The 15,009-nt window shown below is 55.7% G+C and carries 11 protein-coding genes, 1 tRNA gene and 1 pseudogene; 12 read left to right on the top strand and 1 reads right to left on the bottom strand.

Translation table 11 applies throughout. The features are described 5' to 3' along the window. The first annotated feature begins 99 nt into the window (after positions 1–99). Positions 100–531: a GNAT family N-acetyltransferase gene (locus HX812_RS07725; protein WP_038851375.1), complete on the top strand. Its 432-nt coding sequence runs from the start codon at positions 100–102 to the stop codon at positions 529–531. Positions 532–566: 35 nt separating this feature from the next. Here HX812_RS07725 and HX812_RS07720 read toward each other — a convergent pair whose 3' ends face one another. Next, positions 567–806, bottom strand: a complete 240-nt coding sequence (locus tag HX812_RS07720) for a DNA-binding protein (protein ID WP_038851376.1) — start codon at positions 804–806, stop codon at positions 567–569. Between the two features lie 82 nt (positions 807–888). On the opposite strand from HX812_RS07720, the gene HX812_RS07715 reads away from it, so the two are divergent. The 11 genes and pseudogenes from HX812_RS07715 to zorD all read left to right on the top strand — a co-directional run bounded on the left by HX812_RS07715 (position 889) and on the right by zorD (position 14,994). Continuing rightward, positions 889–1,254, top strand: a complete 366-nt coding sequence (locus tag HX812_RS07715; RefSeq protein WP_033902122.1) for a helix-turn-helix domain-containing protein — start codon at positions 889–891, stop codon at positions 1,252–1,254. 151 nt (positions 1,255–1,405) lie between these two features. Beyond that, positions 1,406–2,047, top strand: a complete 642-nt coding sequence (gene uvrY, locus HX812_RS07710) for a UvrY/SirA/GacA family response regulator transcription factor (protein ID WP_032886613.1) — start codon at positions 1,406–1,408, stop codon at positions 2,045–2,047. Position 2,048: 1 nt separating this feature from the next. Continuing rightward, on the top strand, positions 2,049–3,872 hold the full coding sequence (gene uvrC, locus HX812_RS07705) for an excinuclease ABC subunit UvrC (RefSeq protein WP_033902125.1): 1,824 nt from the start codon (positions 2,049–2,051) through the stop codon (positions 3,870–3,872). Between the two features lie 32 nt (positions 3,873–3,904). Continuing rightward, positions 3,905–4,465 carry a CDP-diacylglycerol--glycerol-3-phosphate 3-phosphatidyltransferase gene (gene pgsA / locus HX812_RS07700; protein WP_003232771.1) on the top strand — a complete coding sequence of 187 codons (561 nt, stop codon included), beginning with the start codon at positions 3,905–3,907 and terminating at the stop codon, positions 4,463–4,465. Between the two features lie 60 nt (positions 4,466–4,525). Next, a tRNA-Gly gene (locus tag HX812_RS07695) sits at positions 4,526–4,601 on the top strand. A 226-nt stretch (positions 4,602–4,827) separates the two neighbouring features. Beyond that, positions 4,828–6,111: pseudogene (locus HX812_RS07690) on the top strand (tyrosine-type recombinase/integrase); the annotation flags it as partial. A gap of 61 nt (positions 6,112–6,172) precedes the next feature. Continuing rightward, positions 6,173–6,562 carry an OmpA family protein gene (locus HX812_RS07685; RefSeq protein WP_235165529.1) on the top strand — a complete coding sequence of 130 codons (390 nt, stop codon included), beginning with the start codon at positions 6,173–6,175 and terminating at the stop codon, positions 6,560–6,562. A gap of 609 nt (positions 6,563–7,171) precedes the next feature. Beyond that, complete coding sequence (gene zorA1, locus HX812_RS07680; protein ID WP_038851377.1) at positions 7,172–9,364, top strand: type I Zorya anti-phage system protein ZorA1; 2,193 nt, start codon at positions 7,172–7,174, stop codon at positions 9,362–9,364. Positions 9,365–9,377: 13 nt separating this feature from the next. After that, on the top strand, positions 9,378–10,121 hold the full coding sequence (zorB1, locus tag HX812_RS07675; protein ID WP_038851380.1) for a type I Zorya anti-phage system protein ZorB1: 744 nt from the start codon (positions 9,378–9,380) through the stop codon (positions 10,119–10,121). Further along, complete coding sequence (zorC, locus tag HX812_RS07670; protein ID WP_038851382.1) at positions 10,118–11,746, top strand: type I Zorya anti-phage system protein ZorC; 1,629 nt, start codon at positions 10,118–10,120, stop codon at positions 11,744–11,746. The genes zorB1 and zorC overlap by 4 nt, the downstream gene beginning before the upstream one ends. Further along, on the top strand, positions 11,746–14,994 hold the full coding sequence (zorD, locus tag HX812_RS07665) for a type I Zorya anti-phage system protein ZorD (RefSeq protein ID WP_038851384.1): 3,249 nt from the start codon (positions 11,746–11,748) through the stop codon (positions 14,992–14,994). Before zorC ends, zorD begins: the two co-directional genes overlap by 1 nt. The last annotated feature ends 15 nt before the right edge of the window (positions 14,995–15,009 follow it).

The following is a 15,009-nucleotide window of genomic DNA, read 5'->3' as shown; positions in this document are numbered from 1 at the left end:
GTGGTTTCAATCAGAAATTTCTATTGTCGTGGGGTACTTACGGCTATGAGGTGCATGCCGATATGCTGTGGAGACTCTCATTGGAATGGACACGGACACATGGCGTTTCACTTACGCGCAGCCACGGACCTGGACCTGCCGTTCGCCCGAACCCTGACCATGGAGGCCATGAGCCGCTACTACCAGCAATACGACCTGATCTGGTCCAACGATGGCTTCGATGTCGCTTGGGCCGGCCGTGAAAACTGGCTGATCTGCAACGATGATGCGGTGATGGGCTTTATCAGCCTGAGCCGCGACAGCCGCGCACTCTACATCCGAGAGCTGCATATGCTCGAAACGTGTCGTGGATTGGGCGCGGGCAGTTGGGTGTTGGAACAGATGGCACTCAAGGCACAGGCGCTGGGCCTGTTGCGCTTGACCGTGTTCAAGACCAACCCGGCCAGGCGGCTCTATCAGCGCATGGGGTTGAGCATTGTCGGTGAGGAAGACTGCTTCTGGCGCATGGAGCGTGCCTGCCAATCAAGCTAAACCATGCACTCAATCCTAATAAGCGCATACTGACTTCAGGAGACGACTTCCTGATCGTTGTTTTGGCCATCTGCCTCAGCAAGGATGATCCCTTCTTTCATGCCCAGAAGGACCGCCACCTTATGGGCCTCTCCACGCCGTCCCTTTTTGCGCCCAGCGAGCACTTGATAGGTGGTTGCCGGATCAACGCCATGTTCGCGGGCGAACGCTTGAACTGACTTTCCTTGATGTTCCAGCCAGGCCTTGGCTTGTGCAGCAGTACGGATTCCGGGCATAGTTCAAAACCGTTCAAGTTCGTTTAACGAAGAGATGAGTGTGTCACCTCTTGGGGTGTGCCAACTAGGATCATACATCCAAATGAGTGGAATTGGTTCGCGTTTGAGGCAAGAAAGAGAGCGACTTGGCCTGTCGCAAAAAGTGTTTGGTGAAATCGGCGGCGTTGAAGCCAACGCCCAAGGTAAATATGAAAGTGGAGGGCGTGCGCCTAAAGCGGACTATTTATCCCGTGTCGCTGAAAGAGGTGTGGATGTGTTGTACGTGTTGACCGGTACGGCAACACCGATCCAATTGGAGAACCTGAGCCACATCGAAGAGAAAGTGTTGGGCGATTACCGCGCCATGTTCAAGGAAGACCAGGATGCGATCCGCCGCCTGACGTCGACCTTGGCCGAACATTCCGGTTCGCTGAATGGAAAAATCAAGCCGCAGCCCCAGGATTCCTGACCCGCTGCCCAGCAAATAGAGCCGTCCACCCCTCGGTGGGCGGCTGCTGTGCGTTCAAACACTATATATATGACGCTTGCAGCTAGGTCTGCGCCTTGGTTTTTTGCTAAGGTGTTCAGCAACCTATAAGACCATATCGCGAGGTGTCTGCTTGATTAGGGTGCTAGTAGTCGATGACCATGATCTCGTTCGTACAGGTATTACACGAATGCTGGCTGACATCGATGGCCTGCAAGTAGTCGGCCAGGCCGAGTCCGGGGAAGAGTCCCTGATCAAGGCTCGAGAGTTGAAACCCGATGTGGTGTTGATGGACGTCAAGATGCCCGGTATCGGCGGTCTAGGCGCCACGACCAAGTTATTGCGCAGCCATCCGGACATCAAGGTCGTGGTGGTGACAGTGTGCGAAGAAGACCCGTTCCCGACTCGCCTCTTGCAGGCGGGCGCAGCCGGTTACCTGACTAAAGGTGCAGGCCTGGCGGAAATGGTGCAAGCCATTCGCCTGGTCTTTGCCGGCCAGCGCTACATCAGCCCGCAGATTGCCCAGCAATTGGCGATCAAGTCCTTCCAACCCGTCAGCGACTCACCGTTCGATGCGCTGTCGGAGCGGGAAATCCAGATCGCCTTGATGATCGTCGGCTGCCAAAAGGTGCAGACGATCTCCGACAAGCTGTGCCTGTCGCCCAAGACCGTCAACACTTACCGCTATCGCATTTTCGAGAAGCTCGCCATCAGCAGTGATGTTGAATTGACCCTGCTCGCGGTGCGCCACGGCATGGTGGACGCCAGCGCCTGACATGAGCACACCGTTTGATCCCAGTGCCTTTCTCTCGACCTGCAGCGGCCGCCCTGGCGTGTACCGCATGTTCGACAGCGAGGCGCGCCTGCTGTATGTCGGCAAAGCCAAGAACCTGAAGAACCGCCTGGCGAGCTACTTTCGCAAGACCGGTCTCGCGCCGAAAACCGCTGCGCTGGTGGCGCGTATCGCCCAGGTCGAAACCACCATTACCGCCAATGAAACCGAAGCGCTGCTGCTTGAGCAGACGCTGATCAAGGAGTGGCGGCCGCCCTATAACATCCTGCTGCGTGACGATAAGTCCTACCCCTACGTGTTTTTATCCGACGGCAACTTCCCACGCCTGAGTATTCACCGGGGTGCGAAGAAGCAGAAGGGCAAGTATTTCGGGCCGTACCCTAGCGCTGGCGCGATCCGTGAAAGCCTGAGCCTGTTGCAAAAGACGTTTTTTGTGCGCCAGTGCGAAGACAGTTTCTACAAGAACCGCACCCGGCCGTGCCTGCAATACCAGATCAAACGTTGCAAGGCACCCTGTGTGGGCCTGGTCGAACCGCAGGAGTACGCCGAAGATGTTCGCCATTCGGTGATGTTCCTCGAAGGGCGTAGCAATGCCCTCACCGACGAACTCTCCGGCGCGATGGAGCAGGCCGCCAGCACCCTGGATTTTGAAAAGGCCGCTGAACTGCGCGACCAGATCTCGCTGCTGCGCCGTGTGCAGGATCAGCAAAGCATGGAAGGCGGCACCGGCGACGTGGACGTGATCGCGGCCTTCGTCAATCCAGGTGGCGCTTGTGTGCACCTGATCAGCGTGCGTGGCGGTCGGGTGCTAGGCAGCAAGAACTTTTTCCCGCAGACCGGTATTGACGAGGACGTGGCCGAAGTCATGGCCGCCTTCCTTGGCCAGTATTACGTCAGCAGTCCCGAGCGCGACCTGCCGTCGGAGCTGATCGTCAACGTGGTGCATGAAGATTTCCCCACGCTGATCGAGGCGATCCACGAATTGCGCGGCCGCGAGCTGGACATCAGCCACCGCGTACGTGGCACCCGTGCCCGTTGGCAGCAACTGGCCGTGACCAACGCCGAACAGGCCCTGGGCGCACGCCTGGCCAATCGACAGCATGTCGCCGCACGCTTTGACGCCCTGGCTGAAGTCCTCAACCTGGACGAACCACCGCAGCGCCTGGAATGCTACGACATCAGCCACTCCAGCGGCGAAGCTACCGTGGCGTCCTGTGTGGTGTTTGGGCCGGAAGGGCCGATCAAAGCCGATTACCGTCGCTATAACATCGAAGGCGTCACCGCCGGCGATGACTATGCCGCCATGCACCAGGCGTTGACGCGACGCTTCAGCAAGCTGAAGGACGGCGAGGGCAAGTTACCGGATATCCTGCTGGTGGACGGCGGCAAGGGCCAGCTGTCCATGGCCCGCGACGTGCTCAACGAGCTGGCGGTGCCCGACCTGATCCTGCTCGGCGTGGCCAAGGGCGCCACGCGCAAGGCCGGTTTCGAAACGTTGTACTTGAATGACGCCGCCCATGAGTTCACCTTGAAGGGCGACTCACCTGCGCTGCACCTGATCCAACAGATCCGTGACGAAGCCCACCGTTTCGCCATTACCGGCCACCGCGCCCGTCGCGGCAAAACCCGGCGAACCTCAACCCTGGAAGGGGTGGCAGGGGTTGGCCCGACGCGACGTCGCGACTTGCTTAAACATTTTGGTGGCTTGCAAGAGCTATCCCGTGCCAGCATTGACGAAATAGCCAAAGCACCCGGTATCAGTAAAAAGCTCGCTGAGTTGATTTATGCGAATCTGCATAGCGAATAGAATGCCTTTCCACCTCGTAGCCAGTTGTGCCGATGAATATCCCTAATCTGATCACCGTTCTACGCGTCCTGCTTATCCCGATTTTCATTCTGTTGTTCTATTTGCCGTACGAATGGAGCTATGCGGCCTCCAGCTCAGTGTTCGCCTTCGCGGCCGCCACCGACTGGCTCGACGGCTACCTGGCCCGCCGCCTGGAGCAGAGCACTCCGTTCGGCGCGTTCCTCGACCCGGTGGCCGACAAGCTGATGGTGGCTGTCGCCTTGGTCCTGCTGGTGCAGGAACACGGCAACCTGTGGCTCACACTGCCAGCCGCGGTGATCATCGGTCGCGAGATCGTCGTCTCTGCCCTGCGCGAATGGATGGCCGAAATCGGCGCCCGCGCTCATGTGGCCGTGTCCAACATGGGCAAGTGGAAAACCGCCGCGCAAATGCTTGCGCTGGTGATCCTGCTGGCCAACCCGTCGGACTTCTCTTTCTGGGTCCTGACTGGCTACGCCTTGCTGCTGATTGCGGCTGGCCTGACGCTTTGGTCCATGCTCCAGTACCTGCGTGCTGCCTGGCCTCATCTGCGCACGACCGTTGAAAAGAAATAAAACTTTTTTGAATCAAAGGGTTGACCGGTTACGAGATTTCTATAGAATGCGCATCACCAAGCGGGAATAGCTCAGTTGGTAGAGCACGACCTTGCCAAGGTCGGGGTCGCGAGTTCGAGTCTCGTTTCCCGCTCCAAACATAGATCCACAGATGTCCACTGGGCGCTGGGATCCACGAAATAGACGCTTAGGCGTCTTTTTTCGTTATTTCGACTTCCATCGAAATCCACCCGATTCTGGACTGATTTTGTCCATAATCTTGTCCATCAAATGGGTGGGTTACGACATCGGATTGTCAGCGGAGCCCGGCGAATCATTTGCTGAACATCTAGCCCTGAATTCAACCTTCAGGAGGCTAGAAAATGGCTCTTTCAGACGCGGCCATTCGGCACGCAAAGCCCACGGGCAAAGACTACACACTCGGTGATATCGACGGCCTCTCTCTGGCGGTTGGGTCTTCAGGTGGGCGTTCGTGGCACTTTCGCTATGCCTGGCACGGCAAGCATAAACGCATGTCTCTCGGTACCTATCCCGAAATTACCTTGCGTGAGGCGCGTGCTTTGCGGGACGAAGCGCACAAGTTGCTGGCGCAAGGCATCAATCCCTTGGTGCAGCGCCGAAACAAGCGTGAAGCTGATCGACTGGCCGAAGAAAACACCTTCAAAAGCACCTACGATCAGTGGCTGGCGCATCGTGCGCTCACCCTCAAGGAAGGTCGTCAAAGCACCCTCTCGCAAATTCGTCGCATCTTTGACAGAGACGTGATGCCCATTCTGGGGTTGTGCTCAATCGGCGAAATTCAACGCCCTGACTTGCTCAGGGTGCTTTCGAATATCGAGCAGCGCGGTGCGCTCACCACTGCCGAGAAATGCCGAACCTGGTTGAACCAGTTGTTTCGTTTCGCCATGGTCAAGCTTCCGGGGCTGGACCGAAATCCGGCCACGGATCTGGATGTTGTCGCGCTGCCCAAGCCGCCGGTGAACCATCAACCCTTCCTGCGCATGCCCGAAATCCCCGCGTTGTTAAATACCCTGAATGGCTACGGCGGACTGCAAACCCGGTTAGGGATACGTCTGTTGCTGTTGACCGGCGTGCGCACGGGTGAGCTGCGCTGGGCGACACCCAGTCAGTTTGATCTTGAGCGAGGTTTGTGGACCATTCCGTCCGAGGTGGTGAAGCAGCTACAACTGAAAATGCGCAAGAAAAATAAGCGCGCGCAAGATATCCCGCCCTACATCGTACCGCTCTCGACCCAGGCAATTGAGATAGTGCGGCAACTGTTGACGCGGGTTCGGCCGGCACAGAAATACTTGCTGGCTGGTCGTAATAACCTGCGCCTGCGGATCAGTGAAAACACCCTTAATCTCGCGCTGCATCGGTTGGGGTATGCAGACCGGCTGACGGGGCATGGTATCCGGGCGACGCTGTCGACGGCGTTGCATGAAATCGGATATCCCAAGCCTTGGATTGATGCGCAGCTGTCGCATGCGGATCCGGACAAGACTAGTGCTACCTATAACCATGCTGAGTATGTCGAGTTGCGGCGGCATATGATGCAGGATTGGGCTAATCGGTTGGATTTGCTGGAGCGGGGTGATCTGGAGGCGGCTAGTACGCGGTTGATGATTCGTTTGGAGGGGGTGCCTACGTTAGGGGAGGGGGTTGAGCTGAATACTGCTGCTGCTTGGTCTGTGCGTGCCGGTTAGTATGGATGGAAGCGCCTGTATTACCGATGAGGCCAGGCAGGCGCTCACGCAACTGAGCGTTCGCGTCGCTTCCTTCATTCACGATTACGGCCAAGGCCAGGTATTGGTCGAGGGGTATATCGACAATGTGCAGGTAAGCCGACCGGTCACTGATTATGCGCGGTACTGCACGGTCTATGACGATAACTACACGCTCTCCGCTGCTCGGGCGCGGGAGGAGCGCAAATTGTTGGTGTTGGCCCTGGACGGGAGGCAATCACTGCGAGTGATTGTGGCGGGTTACGGTGATTCCAGACCAAAACCCGGCCTGAGTCCAGCAAACGCAGAAAATCGGCCCGTTGAAGTTCAGTTGGTGGTGTCTCACGAGGACCGCTCGCTCGACGGGCGCTGACCTTTTCTTGAGGGGCTTGGCACGCGTGTGAGGCGTTGCGCGGGCAGAAATGTCGCCGATCCACGCCGTCTGGGGCAGTCGGCAATAGAGACTCGGATGCTTAATTCGCCCATCTGTTGACCCCCAGCGCATTGAATACTCAGATTAAGACATTGAGGGCGTCTTACCCTCGCGTGCGGGCTTATGACTCTTGGAAGAGCAGCAGCAATAATTTTCGGCCAAGACACTTGATTTGAAGGCGGCGCTGCCCGACGGGGTATAAAGCGGGCAGTCATCGAGCCGATGAACCCAGCACAAATACTTCAAGTTGCCTCGAACAAATGCAGCGAGTCTTGAGGATTAGCGCCCCATCGATCATCTCTGGCTTTACGGTTGCCAAGGCTCAGGCTAAGGTGCTGGCATAAGGACATGATTTTATTTTTTTGTCCACGGATGGTCTCTGATCGGCCGAAGTGAAGCAGCCATCTTTCCATTCCGAGATCGTTGTGCCCCGAAAATATTGTTGAGTCCGATGTGGTTTCTCTCTGCATCGGGTTTGACGATCGACGCATTGCTGTTGGCGTGACGCGGGCCCCGAACATCAAAATTGCTTAATTGAAGGCGGAAAGTATGGATTTTTCGACGCTGCTGCATCTTTGGGATGCAGCGAGCTCCGAGCAATTGATTGCACCAAAAATTGTAGTCGGTTTTGTTTTCATTTTATGCGCTTGGTATTTCGTCCGTTATTTTTGTAGATCCTTCAAGCTTAGCAATCAGCTGAAAATTCTGACTAAACGCGTGCGGGACGTGAAAGCTTTCGCCGCACCTCAACGGCGCTCTGAACTGGAGCAACTGTTCAATGGAAGCAATTTGGAGCACTCCTGGCACGAGTACGCTGAAACGCTGCATGATCAGTTTGAGCTGCAGGACGGTGAACAGGTCCTTGTCCGATCGCGCTCAACCGCCGGGGCTGCGCACTTTTTCTCACCTCAAAGCGTGGTCGATACACCGCTGGGGACCGAATTTTATAAACACTTACCTGGCATTTTGACCGGCATTGGTATTGTCGGAACCTTCTTTGGTTTGATGCTAGGCCTGCAACATTTTGATCCAAGCACCCCGGAGCAGGTCAATGCCAGCGTAGATAAGCTGCTCAAGGACGTATTGTTTGCGTTCATCGGCTCCTTTATCTCAATTATGGCTTCTATAGTCGTTACGATTACTGAGAAGTGGCGCCTAGGCCAATGCTATAAGCTCCTTGAAACGTTCAACGAAACCATTGATGGGCTTTTTGATAGTGGTGTGGGAGAGGAATACCTAGCTGAGCTTGTACGCTCAAGTGCTGAAAGCTCCGTGCAAACCCGTCAGCTCAAGGACAGCCTGGTAACCGATCTGCGGGAAATGCTGCAGAACCTCGTTGATACCCAAGTCCGCGAAAGCCTCAAATTAGCGGATACTTTGTCAACGACTTACCGTGATTCTGGGCAATTGTTGGCCGATCAGGTAAGCAGTGCGATTGAGAACAGTCTCAAATCCCCCCTTGAAGCTATCGCGGGTGCGGTTCAGGCGGTCAGTGGTGACCAGTCAGGGCAAGTACAAAACCTTCTTCAGGATGTTTTAGTTGCCTTCATGAACAAGCTGGAAGGTACGTTCGGCCAACAGTTCAACGGTCTACACGAACTGATTGGTCAGTCCGTTGCCGCCATGCAGTCGATGCAGCAAGGCTTTTCGACGCTGATCCAAGATATGCGTTCGGCCAGCGAGTCCTCGACCCAAAACAGCTCGACTATGATCGCTCAGTTACTCTCCGATATGCAGGCCGGACAGAACGCCATGCAAGCGGGGATGAACGAGATGCTCGCCAATCTCCAGGCTTCGGTTGCCCGTATCGGCAACGAAGGGGAGGGGGCAGGCGCTCGAATGGCCGAGCAATTGGAGAAGTTGTTTGCTCAAAGCGAGGCTCGCCAACTGGCAATGGCTGAGAATCTCCAGGCTTTTGTGGAGTCGATCAAGCAGAACATCGGCCAGGGTCAACAGGAAACCATGGCGAAAATTGCAGGCTCCGTTGAGGTGCTGGGTGAGCAACTCTCGGCAGTCTTCAAACAATTGGAGCACGGCCAGCAGCAGATGGATCAAACCACCCGCGCTGCACAGGCTGACCTGCATCAAGGCACCCGTGACTTGGTGGGCGGTCTTGACGAACAGGTCAAGGCGTTGCTGCAAACAGTGTCAGAGCAACAGCAGTCTGCACAGGACACCGTTAAGGCATTGAGTGCCCAAACAGAGCAGCATTTGCAGAGCATGCAGCTAGGCGCAGACAAGATGCGGGCGGCGGCTGAGCGGTTTGAAACGGCCGGACAAAGCGTTGCACGAGCCAGTGAGTCGACTGCGGGGCTGATGGGCACAGTTCAGGGCGCAGGTACTGAACTTGCACAGGCATCACGTGAGTTGAACACCGTGGTCGCGGACTATCGAAACAATCGTGAAGCGTTGGCGAAGACTCTCGCGGTCATCGAAGGCGTTGTCGCATGTGCGCAAGGGGAGGCCAGCGGTCGCAGCCAGTATCTCCAGGACCTGAAGGCTCAAAGCGAGCGGATGCAGGCGCTTAACCGTGAAGTGTATGAATACCTGGAAAACATCAGCGGTGTGCTGGGTAACGGCTTCAAAGAGTTCGGTGATGGCATGGATCGAGTGTTGAGGCAAACCCTAGGTAGTCTGGATGCCGAGCTCGATAAAGCAGTGAAGAGCCTCGCTGGTGGTGTAGAGGGGGTCAAGGAAAGTCTCGAAGACTTCGGCGACATCATGGAACGAATCAGGCAGTAACGGAGGCTAGTCGATGTTTGGTAAGCAAATGCCTTCGGCTGCCCGTTCAAAAGACGAGGGAGAGAAGCCTTTCTGGATATCCTTCGCTGATTTGATGACCGCGATGATGATTCTGTTTCTCGTGGTCATGGTGGCGGCTTTGAGTTCCGTGACACAGCGTATTAACCAGGCGGAGCAGGGGGAGAAGCAGCGTAATAAGGACATCAGTCAGATCTGCGAGCACCTGAGCCTTAAGGCGAAGACTGCTAGCAAGACCATCGTCGTGGACTGCAAAGACAACCGAATTAGCTTCGGTGATGCTGGCCGCTTTGGGCATAACCAATACGCGCTGAGCAACGATGGCCAGTCGGCACTTCAAGAAGTTGTGCCGATGATTCTGGATGCGGCTAACAGTGAAGAAGGCCGGAAGTGGTTCAAGCAGGTTGTGATCGAAGGATCGACAGACACCGACGGCTCCTATCTTTATAACCTGCACCTTTCACTGCAGCGTTCAGAGTGGGTGATGTGCAGCCTGCTCGATAGCCGCAGCCCGCTCCAAGTCGGCTTGTCGCCGGAGCACCAACAGCAAATCAGATCGATGTTCTTGGCGGGCGGTGTGTCGTTCAACAATGCTAAGGACACTAAGGAAGAAAGCCGGCGAGTGGAGTTGCGCATGCAGTTCTTCGGCTTGAAGGAAAAGGAAGACAACCTCAAGCCAGACGTGCCGGTGTTCAATAATACTGATATGGAAAAGTGTCAGTTGGCGATGAATCGATGACCAGCCCAATCGCGAGGCTTTCCGCCGCTATTAACCTGAGTCTTTCCACGCATCGAGTGGGGCCTGCGCCTGAACCGTTGGCGCGATTCCCCCGTCTGGGTGCTGCGGGAATTGATCTTTACGAAAGATTCGAACGCGCTGAAAAGGCTTTGCCGCCACCTCAGGAAAAGCGTCGCGTAGCGATAAGCAAATTCCGCAATATACTCCCACTCAACGCCTCAGAATGGCGTTTGGTTTTTGCCGGTCTTTCGGACAAGAGTGAGGGAGTCGTGCCGATACTGGACGATGATCAGCTCTTTGACCGAGTGCACAAAGAAATCCATCACCGTATCGAAAAACGGAGGCTAAGCCGTCGAGATTGGTTGGCACTGTGCTTTAGCTACTTTGGGTACGAGGCCGCCACGCCTGATAAGAACGCCAATTGGTGTCTGTTGCGGGCAGACGTTCAGCTTGGCTTCGATTGCGTCAGAGGTCAGCAAAAACGCGAGAAGGAATGGGTACATATCGTCCAGCAACATCAGGAACTTTTTTCCGAGCAGGCAGGTGCCAGGCTTGGTGACAAGATGTTCAAGGGTGAAATCAGCGACCTTTCAGCATTGCAGACGATCGCGCAGATCCCGGACAGCAGTTGGCTGTGGCGCAGAATCTTTAACGTATTGATCTCTCGTATTTTCCTGTTGGATGACGCAGAGTTTTCTCGGCGCTTAGCCGACCTTGTCGATATCGGTCGACAGCATCCGCGGTACATGAACGACATTCTGAGTGCATGTCTGTCGCGTTATCACTTGGCAGCCTATCGAGAAACCCCGTCGTCGCTGCTCAAACAGGTAGCACTCGACAATTGGGGCAGCCCTCAGATCCGCTCCAGGCAAAACAGCTGGCTGCAGTATGTTGAAAAAGACGTCTGCGCGATGGTCGTGGCGTGGTTCGCGAAGGAGGATCTGGAGCACTTCTTCAACCTGTTGAAGGGAGACACCGAGGTTGATCAATCGCGTCTGCACTATTGGCTGCGATTTGCCAACCAAATGAGCTACACCAGAATTGTTATGGGGGCGGATGCGTGGAATGACGGCGGACGGGACTTCGTTCATTTCCGTGAGAAGAACAAAGGGCGCTTGAGTCGTTTGGTCGGGGGTTCCAGCCGCAACAACGCTGTTGTCATGCAGATCGGAAACTATTTCTTTGTTGAGTTTTCCGGGACCGGCAATGCTTGTTTTGTGTACGAATCCGACAAATCGCCCTTCGATCCGGATAAGTTTCAACTTGAGCTGACCTCTGAGTTGAAGCAGCCTCATCGTGCGAAGGCTCGAATGCTGCATACGCCGGCACCTAGTAAACCAACTCGAATAGAAGGGTGGCTTCTCAAGTTTGACGACTCTCTCGGAAAACTGGGCATTCGCGTGCAGAGTCAGGCCGGCACTCCAGGGGCATCCAACCCCATGGCTTTTGAAGACCAAGTCCGTGTCGCCCTGAAGTCGGTCAAACACAAAGTCTATGACCAGAGCGCACGCGGCGGTGCATTTCAGGTCCAGCTTGACAACAACGACCTGGCCGCCGTTGCTGCGCTCCAACGCCTGGGCTTCAAGCCCGTCAATCACCAGCCACTCCGGTTCTGGAGGCAGTAATGCTCAAGCGTTTCCTAAAGGGGATTGGCCTGCAGCCGAGTTCGCCGGTAGAAAATACTGAACCTGCTTTTTCAATTGAAGAGCAGGGCATTTGTTATTCCTTGAGCTTGGCGGAAAACGCAGAGTCCTGGCCGCTGGCAAGCTATCTGGATCAGTTGGAAGAGGAGGAGTTCGTCTCCCAACTGAGCGATCGCTGGCTTCTGACGTGGGATGAACTCTATCGGCTGCTTGATGAGCCGGAGCATTTATCAAGTCTGCCGCTTTTGGGGTTACCGCCACAGACAACTCTCATCCCTCAACTGAGCAGCCAGGGCAGTCTTGCCTCCGACGACTTCAAGGTCGCTGTCAGTGGATGGCGTGACCCGCAGTCCAACGCAAATGTGCAGGTGCAGCGTACGGGCGCCGTCGTTCAGTACCACGGAACAATGGAAATTCTGCCTGAGTCGTCCTGGAAACTGACCGGTGCGGTGCGCCAACTCTATCTGGCTCAACAAAATGAGCCGGGTGAAGTGAATAACCAGATTGGCTGGGCCAGCATCAGGAAATTGGCGCGCAAGGCTGGTGCAGGTATGGATGGTTTTTTGGATAAGACCGTCGTTATCAAACCCGAAAGCCTGCGGCTGAACCCGCGAAAATCAACGGTCGGAAATACGCCGGTTATCGAGCTGGAACCAAGCTTCGAAGGCCAGCCGGCAAACTGGCTTGTGAGTTTCGACGGTGCCAATCAGGTTCAGGATCGATACCGGGTGACCAGCGATGATGGATCGTTGACCCACGTCCTGATTGAGCCTGAAGTCAAATCTGTACTGGACTATGTGCGCTCGTTGCCTGGCCGTCGGGTCGCTGGGGACGATGCACTTTCCTTCGTCCGCAACCCTTACAGCGCTCTCGGCGATAGTGCCGCACAAGTGCTGGATGCGCAGAGCTATGAGGACGAGCTGGTCGAGGCCGGGATTTTCTTTCATCGCTTTCATCTGGAGCCCAAACTGGATGAAGCGGGACAGCACATTGAGCAGGTAAAACTGACCCTCGAACCGATCTCGCCAACCCCGCAGCCGCCCATCGAAGTTGAATTCAATGCAGCTTATGAGCTCGCACCGTTCGTGCATGAGTTACAGCTGAAATTGGCCGCTGGCATGCCTGCAGGCTTCTGGCAGGGCTATGAGCTGGAACTCAGTGATTTTGATTTACGCCAGCTGGCAGGTATCAACGACCTGCTTAAGCGTTGGCAAAATGAAGCAGCGGGTATCGAGTTCGACTCCGTCCTGGACCTGTCTCTTTATGGCGACCGTGTGACGGGCATCGGGGAGGCGGAAAAAATTACTTCGCCTTTCCTCGTCAAAGAGGCGACCGAGAACTGGTTGCCGAAGGATGTGGCGGCATTGGGCGTTGACGCAGAAGTTCTTGGACGTTGGGACCCTTCCGACCGTGCTCAATTTGAAGCGTTTGAGCAGCGACTGGACGAAGCTCGCGCTGCCGGTGATGAAACGGTCTGTCTGCCAGAGTCCGAAACACCGCTCTCGATTGCCGTCGCCGAGCAACTGTTTGCTGCCTGGTCGAGGAAGATCGCCCCTGTCGAGACCAGTCTGGTCCAGCAACAGGAAAAGGTGGGCCGCGCTGTACTGCAAATCGGCCACAACATTGACGAACCGACCTACGTTCAAATTCGTCAGGCAGCCCTGCGCGCCGCTTTGGACGCAGTCCCAGAGTTGCCCGGTTTGCTCAAGCCTGAAGTCGTCCTGCGTGAGCATCAGCTTCAAGGCGTGGCGTGGCTGCAGCACTTGTTCCGTTTGTCCCCATCAGACGTGTCAGGCTGCTTGCTCGCTGATGACATGGGGCTAGGGAAAACGATCCAGTTGCTGACTTTCTTGGTCTGGTACCTGGAAAAGTACCCACAGGCCAAGCCGACACTGATCGTCGCCCCAGTCTCGTTGCTCGATAACTGGGAGCGGGAGCTTCACCGGTTCTTTTTCGCTGACGCGCTGCCAGTACTTAAGCTGTATGGCTCAGCCTTGAGTGCAGTGAAGTTCAAGAAAGAAGAAATCCCTACGGACTTGAAAGCCAAAGGCATCAAGAATTTGCTGCGCCCAGGTTGGATGGGCGGCGCCCGAATCGTCCTGACGACTTACGAGACACTGCGCGATCAGGAGTTTTCCCTGGCGCGCCAGCAATGGTCGATCGTCGTGTGCGACGAAGCGCAGAAACTGAAGAACCCTGCTGCCCTCGTCACTCAGGCGATCAAAGCTATTCCGGCGAGATTTCGGGTGGCGTGCACCGGTACGCCTGTTGAGAACACCCTGATCGATCTCTGGTGTTTGTTCGACTTCATTCAGCCAGGTTTTCTGGGGGGACTGAACCAGTTCGGTCGTGAATATCAGCGCCCAATCGAAGCCGCATTGGAGCGTGATACGGTTGCGCTGGAGCGCCTGCGCGGGCTTATCGACCCACAGACTTTGCGTCGGACCAAGCAGGACATTGCCAAAGACCTGCCGGCCAAAATAGAAGACACAGCATGCCGTTCCCTTGGCATGCATACCTTGCAGCGCAATCTTTACCTGTCCGAAATAGCTGCGTACAGCCAGAAACAGCAGATCGAAGAACAGCTCGATCAAAAGACATCTGGCATGCTCGGATTGCTGCACAAGCTCAAGCTCATTTGCGCTCATCCTTACAGTGTTCAGCCAGACAAACGACTGCGCGACAACTCGCCGAAACTGCAGTGGTTGATGCAGACGCTTGAGTCGATCAAAAGAGCTGGCAACGGTGACAAGGTTATTGTCTTTACCGAGTTGCGTGATATCCAGCGGGAGTTGCAGCACTCGATCCAGGAGCATTTCGGGTTTCGGGCGACTGTGATCAATGGCGATACCAGTACCAGCAGTCAGAGCGCAAATAGTCGACAGAGGTTGATCGACCAGTTCCAGGAGCAACCTGGTTTCGCAGTCATCATCCTGTCGACCATCGCCGTCGGTTTTGGGGTGAATGTACAAGCGGCCAACCACGTCATTCACTTCACTCGTTGCTGGAACCCCGCCAAGGAAGATCAAGCGACGGATCGGGCCTATCGGATTGGGCAGGAGAAGGATGTGTACGTGTACTATCCGACGGTTCGGGATGCGGCGATGCCGACGTTTGAAGCGACGCTGGATGAGTTGTTAAGTAAGCGGCGAGCGTTGGCGCGGGATATGTTGAGTGGGGCTTCGGAGATTCAGGCTTCGGATTTTGAGGGGCTGCTTAAGGCACAATGAGCCCGCTCGCGCAAA

Source organism: Pseudomonas sp. IPO3749, assembly GCF_013386605.1.
In the GTDB taxonomy this organism is placed as follows: domain Bacteria; phylum Pseudomonadota; class Gammaproteobacteria; order Pseudomonadales; family Pseudomonadaceae; genus Aquipseudomonas; species Aquipseudomonas azotoformans_A.
Note: the sequence above shows the minus strand (reverse complement) of the source record. Positions and strands in the feature narration are given on the sequence as shown.

Bases quoted from the DNA above. Each gene is read 5' to 3' on its own strand.
- HX812_RS07725 (WP_038851375.1), top strand. From the start codon at position 100: ATGGCGTTTCACTTACGCGCAGCCACGGACCTGGACCTGCCGTTCGCC.
- HX812_RS07720 (WP_038851376.1), bottom strand. From the start codon at position 806: ATGCCCGGAATCCGTACTGCTGCACAAGCCAAGGCCTGGCTGGAACAT.
- HX812_RS07715 (WP_033902122.1), top strand. From the start codon at position 889: ATGAGTGGAATTGGTTCGCGTTTGAGGCAAGAAAGAGAGCGACTTGGC.
- uvrC (WP_033902125.1), top strand. From the start codon at position 2,049: ATGAGCACACCGTTTGATCCCAGTGCCTTTCTCTCGACCTGCAGCGGC.
- pgsA (WP_003232771.1), top strand. From the start codon at position 3,905: ATGAATATCCCTAATCTGATCACCGTTCTACGCGTCCTGCTTATCCCG.
- HX812_RS07685 (WP_235165529.1), top strand. From the start codon at position 6,173: ATGGATGGAAGCGCCTGTATTACCGATGAGGCCAGGCAGGCGCTCACG.
- zorA1 (WP_038851377.1), top strand. From the start codon at position 7,172: ATGGATTTTTCGACGCTGCTGCATCTTTGGGATGCAGCGAGCTCCGAG.
- zorB1 (WP_038851380.1), top strand. From the start codon at position 9,378: ATGTTTGGTAAGCAAATGCCTTCGGCTGCCCGTTCAAAAGACGAGGGA.
- zorC (WP_038851382.1), top strand. From the start codon at position 10,118: ATGACCAGCCCAATCGCGAGGCTTTCCGCCGCTATTAACCTGAGTCTT.
- zorD (WP_038851384.1), top strand. From the start codon at position 11,746: ATGCTCAAGCGTTTCCTAAAGGGGATTGGCCTGCAGCCGAGTTCGCCG.